Here is a 6,171-nt window from a genome sequence, read left to right as displayed (position 1 = left end):
AATTCTATTTGCAAAATAATGTTGGTTGGTTTGCAAAATAATTCTGGCTGAGGGTCATTTTATTGCTGGCGCTTACATATAACTTATTCCGATAATTGTATGAATTTAGCTTGGCGAGTATAAATGACGATGAAATTTTCCCATATTTTATCGATAAAACAACCTGCATAAGATCTTTCCAATGTAAAGTGATCAAGTCCCAATCTATGGCGGCTTCGCAAAATAGAGAGTCTATATTTTTATAACGTGCACCTTTAGTTGGGCGATACATCTTTAGCTCCTTCCAGCTTCTAATTCTAGGCATTAGCTTAATGCCAAACAGATATGAAAAAGCAAATACTGGTAATGATTGACCCTGAGTATCTGCATGTACAGTTTTTGGCTGAACTTCTGAGGCGTTTTTTAAAAGACCGTCAATAATATGAATTGCTTCCCATACACCACATTGTATAAAAGTTGAAAAAAGCGCAATATAGTTATCAGCCACATGATGATAGGCAATACCGCCTTTTTTACCGTACCTGATATGCTGTTCAGCAAGCATATTATTATCATGTATTTCTTCAAGCGTACCATCCACAGCACAACTTTCTCCAGTTCCCCATGCCTGTAGCAGAGGGAACTGATTCAAGCAGTTGATAACACGTGTAATAGCTTTGTTAAGGACTTTAACGGAAAAGTGCTTTTGGTTTACTCGGGATAGAATGCGAGCTGATACATTTCCTCTAACATGTTTTGCTGTTTGCGTTGCACCGAGTCCCGTACCTACAGCAAATGCGCTTAATATGAGTTTTTCTTTTGGATTATCTAACTTTAGGTCATTACCCTCAGGTGATGTGCACTCACTGGTCCAGCTAACATGATATTCAGCATTAGACAGGCAGTCGAGTACGCTTCTTTCAGGCATGCGAGATTTGAGTATATTTTCAAGCTTTTTAGCACTTTCAGATAATGGCTTAGCTTCATATTTTTTTAGGCTAGGAACTCCTTTTGAGTCGATGGTAAATGCAGGGTTAATCTTATAATTATCATCAACCTCCTTTGCTTTCTCAATAAAGGATTTTTGAAGATTGCAAACCATAGCTTGTGCGGTAGAGTCAATGCCAACTTCTTTACAATAGTCATCTAAATACTCTAGGCACTTATCCCACGGTAAAAAATCGGATCGATAATCACCGTAATTTATGGCTCCTTCAACATGGATATCACCAGAGTTTAAGCCTTTAGACAATGCATCTAAAACACATGTTATAAGCTCTTTGCGATTCATTTGTTGAACCCCATCTACTTTTGTCATGATGCGAGAGCGCCAAAAATCAACTGTAAATGATAGATCAATTATTTGGTTAAAATACTCACGCGAGCATTTTTGGTTATCCTGAATAAACTGTATTGCTTGAATAAGTGAATCATTGCTATTGGAGGATTTAGGGCTAATTGTTTCAATCAGTCGATGAAACAAGCTTTGCTGCCTGTGTAAAAGCACTTTAGACAAAAATATCCGTATTTCAGTGCCATGGCTGGTAATGACATCATCACATTTTTTACTGATTTCCTCGACTCCGCCTGCATTATTAATTTGACCTACCACCCAATGTGAGTAGTTATCAAAGTCAGATTTAAACTCACTTCTTTTAACGATGTTTTTTAGCAATTCAGCAACCTCGCATGAGTCTTTTTTATTGGCTTGAGCAAGCCGCTCAAGTTCTTGTTTTGCTTGTTTATATCCAGTAGACACTAATCTGCAAAGCATACTTGCTAAGGCATCTCGTGCGTTTGCTTGTGAAAGATATATCAATGAACAAATGTATGTATATTGTTTAGCAATCCTCATTTTTTTGATCTCATCTGCTGAGAGTTTGTTAGCGTCTTCTGCGAATTGCTCTATTTTTATTTGAGCAACGTCCTTTAAATAGGTAAATCCATCACCTAATGAGCTTAACCAGTTGTAATGCTTGATAAAATTATTAAAGTTACGCTTGCTTGGCTTTTGAGGTAACGTTTTCAAATCATTAAATAGCGTGGAATATGAGTTATTATCGTTATGTAGCAGTGAGACAAACTTCTCCTGCTTTCCATCTAGCTCAATCCTGTTAAACACTTGCTGGAAGATTTTATTATTGACTGTATGCCTAGTGTGTCTAACCAAGTCATCGAGTGTGTGGAAACCAGGAAGTTCAAGCCTATTTTCAATCATATACTGAATAACTGCGTTTATAATATCGGGAATATTATTCATGGTATGAGAAATTTCATATGCGTATTTAATGGCTGCCTTGCGAGCTAGATTTTTTCTACAACCATCGACTTCTTGCTTATCCCATTTTGTGACATTAAGGTAAATGCGTATCCTGTCTCTATGTGTGTATAATGACTTGGAATAATCATCCTCAAAACGCTCATACCCGTAGCTTTGCCTGTAGTGGAAATTTGTTGTTTTTCTAATGTGATTAATAATTTCATCAGGCACTTCATCCAATGCAATAAAGTAACCAAGGTTTTGAAATGTTTTTAGCTGAATAGCAAAGTTAAGTCGATATTTATCACCCCGCGCATATCTGTTCATAAGAGATACTTCACTGGAGCTAAGCGTGTAAAATTCATCAAGCTCACTTGGCTTCATTCTTCTGCGGTTTGAATATCTTGGATAAGCAGTGCGCTCAATTGTAGACATAACATCTCCCCTGGTGTAAATTAACCTACAAAATATAGGTGTTTGCATAACGCAAATTATGTTACGGATTATTTAACGTATTTTTGTCAGTTTGCAAGTAAAATCTAAAGTGTTAAATAAACGAGCGTTTGTGAAACGTTTAATTTGACCTTAAATTTAGGAAAAAGTTGAGTGACTGAATGGAAATATATTGTGTAAGGGCGGATTTTGGTAAATATACACAGAAGTTTTTAGACGGAGGATTCTCTGGTATTGGTTGGCTCTCAAACTTTGATTTAAGTTACGTCGAAAAAAAAAGAGAATATTGATCGTCTTTATAAAGAAAATCACCCAGATCATACTCCATCTGCTACAGGGCAGCAAGTTGGGCAAATATCTCGCTTTTTACTGGATATTAAAGTAGGGGATTATATAATTCTTCCAGACTCTAATACCGATATTATATACTATGGAATTGTTCAGGATGGCGGATACTATTATGATGCTAATCCTAAAGATTACGTTCCATACCCTCATAGGAGGGCGGTTAAATGGAATAAAAAAGCAATAAGAAGATCAGAATTCTCAGTCCCATTTCAAAATAGCATGAGATCTTCGCTTACTGTATTTAAAGTTAAACATCATGATACTTTTTTTAGAGGGATAGGAAAAAAAGAATTAACTAAAACTCAAGAATACGCTCTTGATTACTATAAAGTAGTGTTAGATTCTATTTTAGAGCTTGATGCATTGGAATTTGAGCTACTTGTCACGCATATACTAAGCGCATTAGGTTTTGAAGGAGCCGAACACGTAGGTAAGGTTGGAGATGGTGGCGTAGATGCAACTGGTGAGTTAAACATATCTAATATCGCTAAGGTAAAAATATTTGTCCAAGCTAAGCGTTACCAATTAGGTAAAAAAATTGATGCAAACACTGTAAAAGCTTTAAGATCAAATATACCTCAAGGTGGGCAAGGAGCATTCATAACTACTGCTGAATATCAGAAAAAAGCATATGAAGTGGCTCTTGAACCAAGCTTTCCTAGAATTGGATTAATTGATGGAGAGCAGCTAGTAGATATACTTCTAGAGAAATGGGATGACATTCCTTTAGATTTTCAAGAAAAGTTAGGATTAAAACGTGGATTGGTTCCTGGTAAATAAAGATGGTGGTTCATTATGTTTATTGGATATGCTAGAGTTTCTAAAACTGACGGGTCACAAAATTTGGATTTACAAACTGATGCGCTTATTAAGTCTGGTGTTGACTTAAATAATATTTATCATGATGAAGCTTCCGGCAAAAACATACAACGCCCATCACTTGAAGCTTGTTTAAAAGCCTTAAGAAAAGATGATACCTTGGTGGTTTGGAAATTAGATCGTCTTGGTAGAAGTTTGCATGACCTTGTGACACTGGTACAACAACTGTCTGATAAAAATATAGGTTTGAAAGTTCTAACAGGCAAGGGTGCCAATATTGACACATCAACGCCAACAGGAAAAATGTTCTTTGGATTTTTTGCTGTACTGGCAGAATTTGAACGTGATCTCATTATTGAGCGTACAAAAGCAGGTCTTGAATCAGCAAGGGCAAGAGGTAGGAAAGGTGGGCGTAAGTTTGCTTTGACAAAATCTCAAATTAGATTAGCTCAGGCAGCTATGGGGAAAAAAGGCACGGTTGTTACTGAACTATGCAAAGAGCTTGGTATAACCAGACCAACCTTATATCGATACGTTGCACCAGATGGATCATTGAGGAAACAAGCAAAATTGCTACTAAATTATTAAATTTTAAAAAGGAAAAATCATATGATTTACAAGGAATTATGTTCAAGGGTACAATTATTTAAGAACACATCATTTACCTATCTAGCATTAAGTGGAATTATAGCCACTATTGGAAATGGTCTTGTATATATTACAACATCATGGTACGCATATGAGTACTTTCAGTCTATAAGCGGTGTAGCTTTGCTTATGTTTTGCATATGGGCTCCTAGTATATTGTTTGGACCTCTATTTGGTGTTTGTGCCGACAGATATAACCGAAAGACAATATTAATACTGTCTAACATGGTGAGAGGTATATCAATATGCACTTTTGTACTGCTTGAGTTTTCTAATTTACACAGCAATATTTTTTACTTGCAGTAATTTTGGGTATTTTTGTATCGTTTTATATGCCTGCAGCTATCCCTATCATAACTACAATTGTAAAAAAGGATGAATTATCCAAGGCAAATGCAACAATAGATATGCTCTACGAGGTTGGTATAATCATTGGCATGGGTATTAGTGGCGCCTTAATTTATTATGTAGGGAGTCTTTGGACCTTGTTTATTGGAGGCGTTCTATTTATTTTGTCTGGATATTTTAATGTGATAATGGAATATCAACATAAAAAACAGGCTGACACTCAAAAAGTGTTATCATTTATTCATGAATATATTGAATCTATAAGGTATGTTTATAATAAAAAAGGTCTGATAGGTATTTATCTGGTTCAAACCTTTATAATGACTTTATTAATGACCATTCCCGTTTTATTAGTGCCTTATATAAATCAGGTTTTAAATGAAAGTAGTAAGATATTTGCTTTGTTTGAAGCCATTTATTCTTTGGGGGTATTTATTGGCTGCTTTTTCTCTCCAATTCTTTGTGATCGGATTAAATTCAGGAAAACTGTTGCCTTGTTATTGTTTATAATGTTCACTGCTTTATTGTGTATAGCTGTAAATATTGGATTAATTATCAACTTAATGGCATATTTTATTATTGGATTTTGCTTATCCAGTTGGGCTTTATCTATTGCGCAAGCACAAATTCACACAGACATTAATTACCAAGGAAGAGTGCAATCAACTTTCAATAGTTTATCAGGTCTTGGTATTTTGATATTATACTTATTTGTTACATTTGAAGGGGCTACTATCAATATTCAGGCTTTATACTTTTTGGAAGCAAGCATTGCATTGGTCGGTTTTTTTGTTGTGATTTTAACAGGTAATAGCGCCTGTCTTAATACTGTGGAAAAGCCCTCAATCCATAGTGAAAGCAGCATGTAACAGTCACACTATTAATAAAACAGGCAATGTGAAAAATAACTACATAACAATTTGACATTACGAATCCTTTGGGTTATAAAAATGATGCATGGTTACAAATCATGTATCATTTTGTTAATAATTTAAGGAGGAATATTATGCAATATAATGACACTTTAACAGACCAATTAATGGAAGAGCTAGACCTTGAAAACATCGAACTAGTAAAGCTTAAAACTGATGATGATATGCGTCTTGCTGTACATAGATCATAACTGATGGGTTGTCAACTAGTGACCAAAACCAATGGTATATGGCGTTGTAACCACATGCCGTGGTGATAGTTTTGGCAGCGTATAGAGATCTGCGTTAATTCAGGTTTAAAGGCGAGTGTAGCGTCCCCAACTATTTGGCGTTGATAGTCCCACGGTGAATGCGGGAGTTTTTTTGACTACTTTAAGGCCTTAT

General features: G+C 35.6%; 3 protein-coding genes and 1 pseudogene. 3 read left to right on the top strand and 1 reads right to left on the bottom strand.

Annotated features, from left to right (window positions below):
* Positions 1-4: 4 nt before the first annotated feature.
* Positions 5-2,674 (bottom strand): Tn3 family transposase, encoded by a 2,670-nt coding sequence (locus tag ACTS4L_RS10920; protein WP_440617886.1) that lies wholly within the window; start codon positions 2,672-2,674, stop codon positions 5-7.
* Between the two features lie 585 nt (positions 2,675-3,259).
* Here ACTS4L_RS10920 and ACTS4L_RS10915 point away from each other — a divergent pair.
* From ACTS4L_RS10915 to ACTS4L_RS10905, 3 genes and pseudogenes are all read left to right on the top strand, one after another.
* The gene (locus ACTS4L_RS10915; RefSeq protein ID WP_440617885.1) at positions 3,260-3,820 is read left to right on the top strand and encodes a restriction endonuclease; all 561 of its coding nucleotides are present in this window, start codon (positions 3,260-3,262) and stop codon (positions 3,818-3,820) included.
* Positions 3,821-3,835: 15 nt separating this feature from the next.
* Entirely contained in the window at positions 3,836-4,447 is a 612-nt protein-coding gene (locus tag ACTS4L_RS10910; RefSeq protein ID WP_440617884.1) for a recombinase family protein, read from the top strand.
* Positions 4,448-4,806: 359 nt separating this feature from the next.
* Positions 4,807-5,724, top strand: a pseudogene (locus ACTS4L_RS10905) (MFS transporter); the annotation flags it as partial.
* Between the last annotated feature and the right edge of the window lie 447 nt (positions 5,725-6,171).

It is taken from the genome of Cysteiniphilum sp. 19S12-1, from assembly GCF_052030685.1.
In the GTDB taxonomy this organism is placed as follows: Bacteria; Pseudomonadota; Gammaproteobacteria; order Francisellales; family Francisellaceae; genus Caedibacter.
Note: the sequence above shows the minus strand (reverse complement) of the source record. Positions and strands in the feature narration are given on the sequence as shown.

Bases quoted from the DNA above. Each gene is read 5' to 3' on its own strand.
- ACTS4L_RS10910 (WP_440617884.1), top strand. From the start codon at position 3,836: ATGTTTATTGGATATGCTAGAGTTTCTAAAACTGACGGGTCACAAAAT.
- ACTS4L_RS10915 (WP_440617885.1), top strand. From the start codon at position 3,260: ATGAGATCTTCGCTTACTGTATTTAAAGTTAAACATCATGATACTTTT.
- ACTS4L_RS10920 (WP_440617886.1), bottom strand. From the start codon at position 2,674: ATGTCTACAATTGAGCGCACTGCTTATCCAAGATATTCAAACCGCAGA.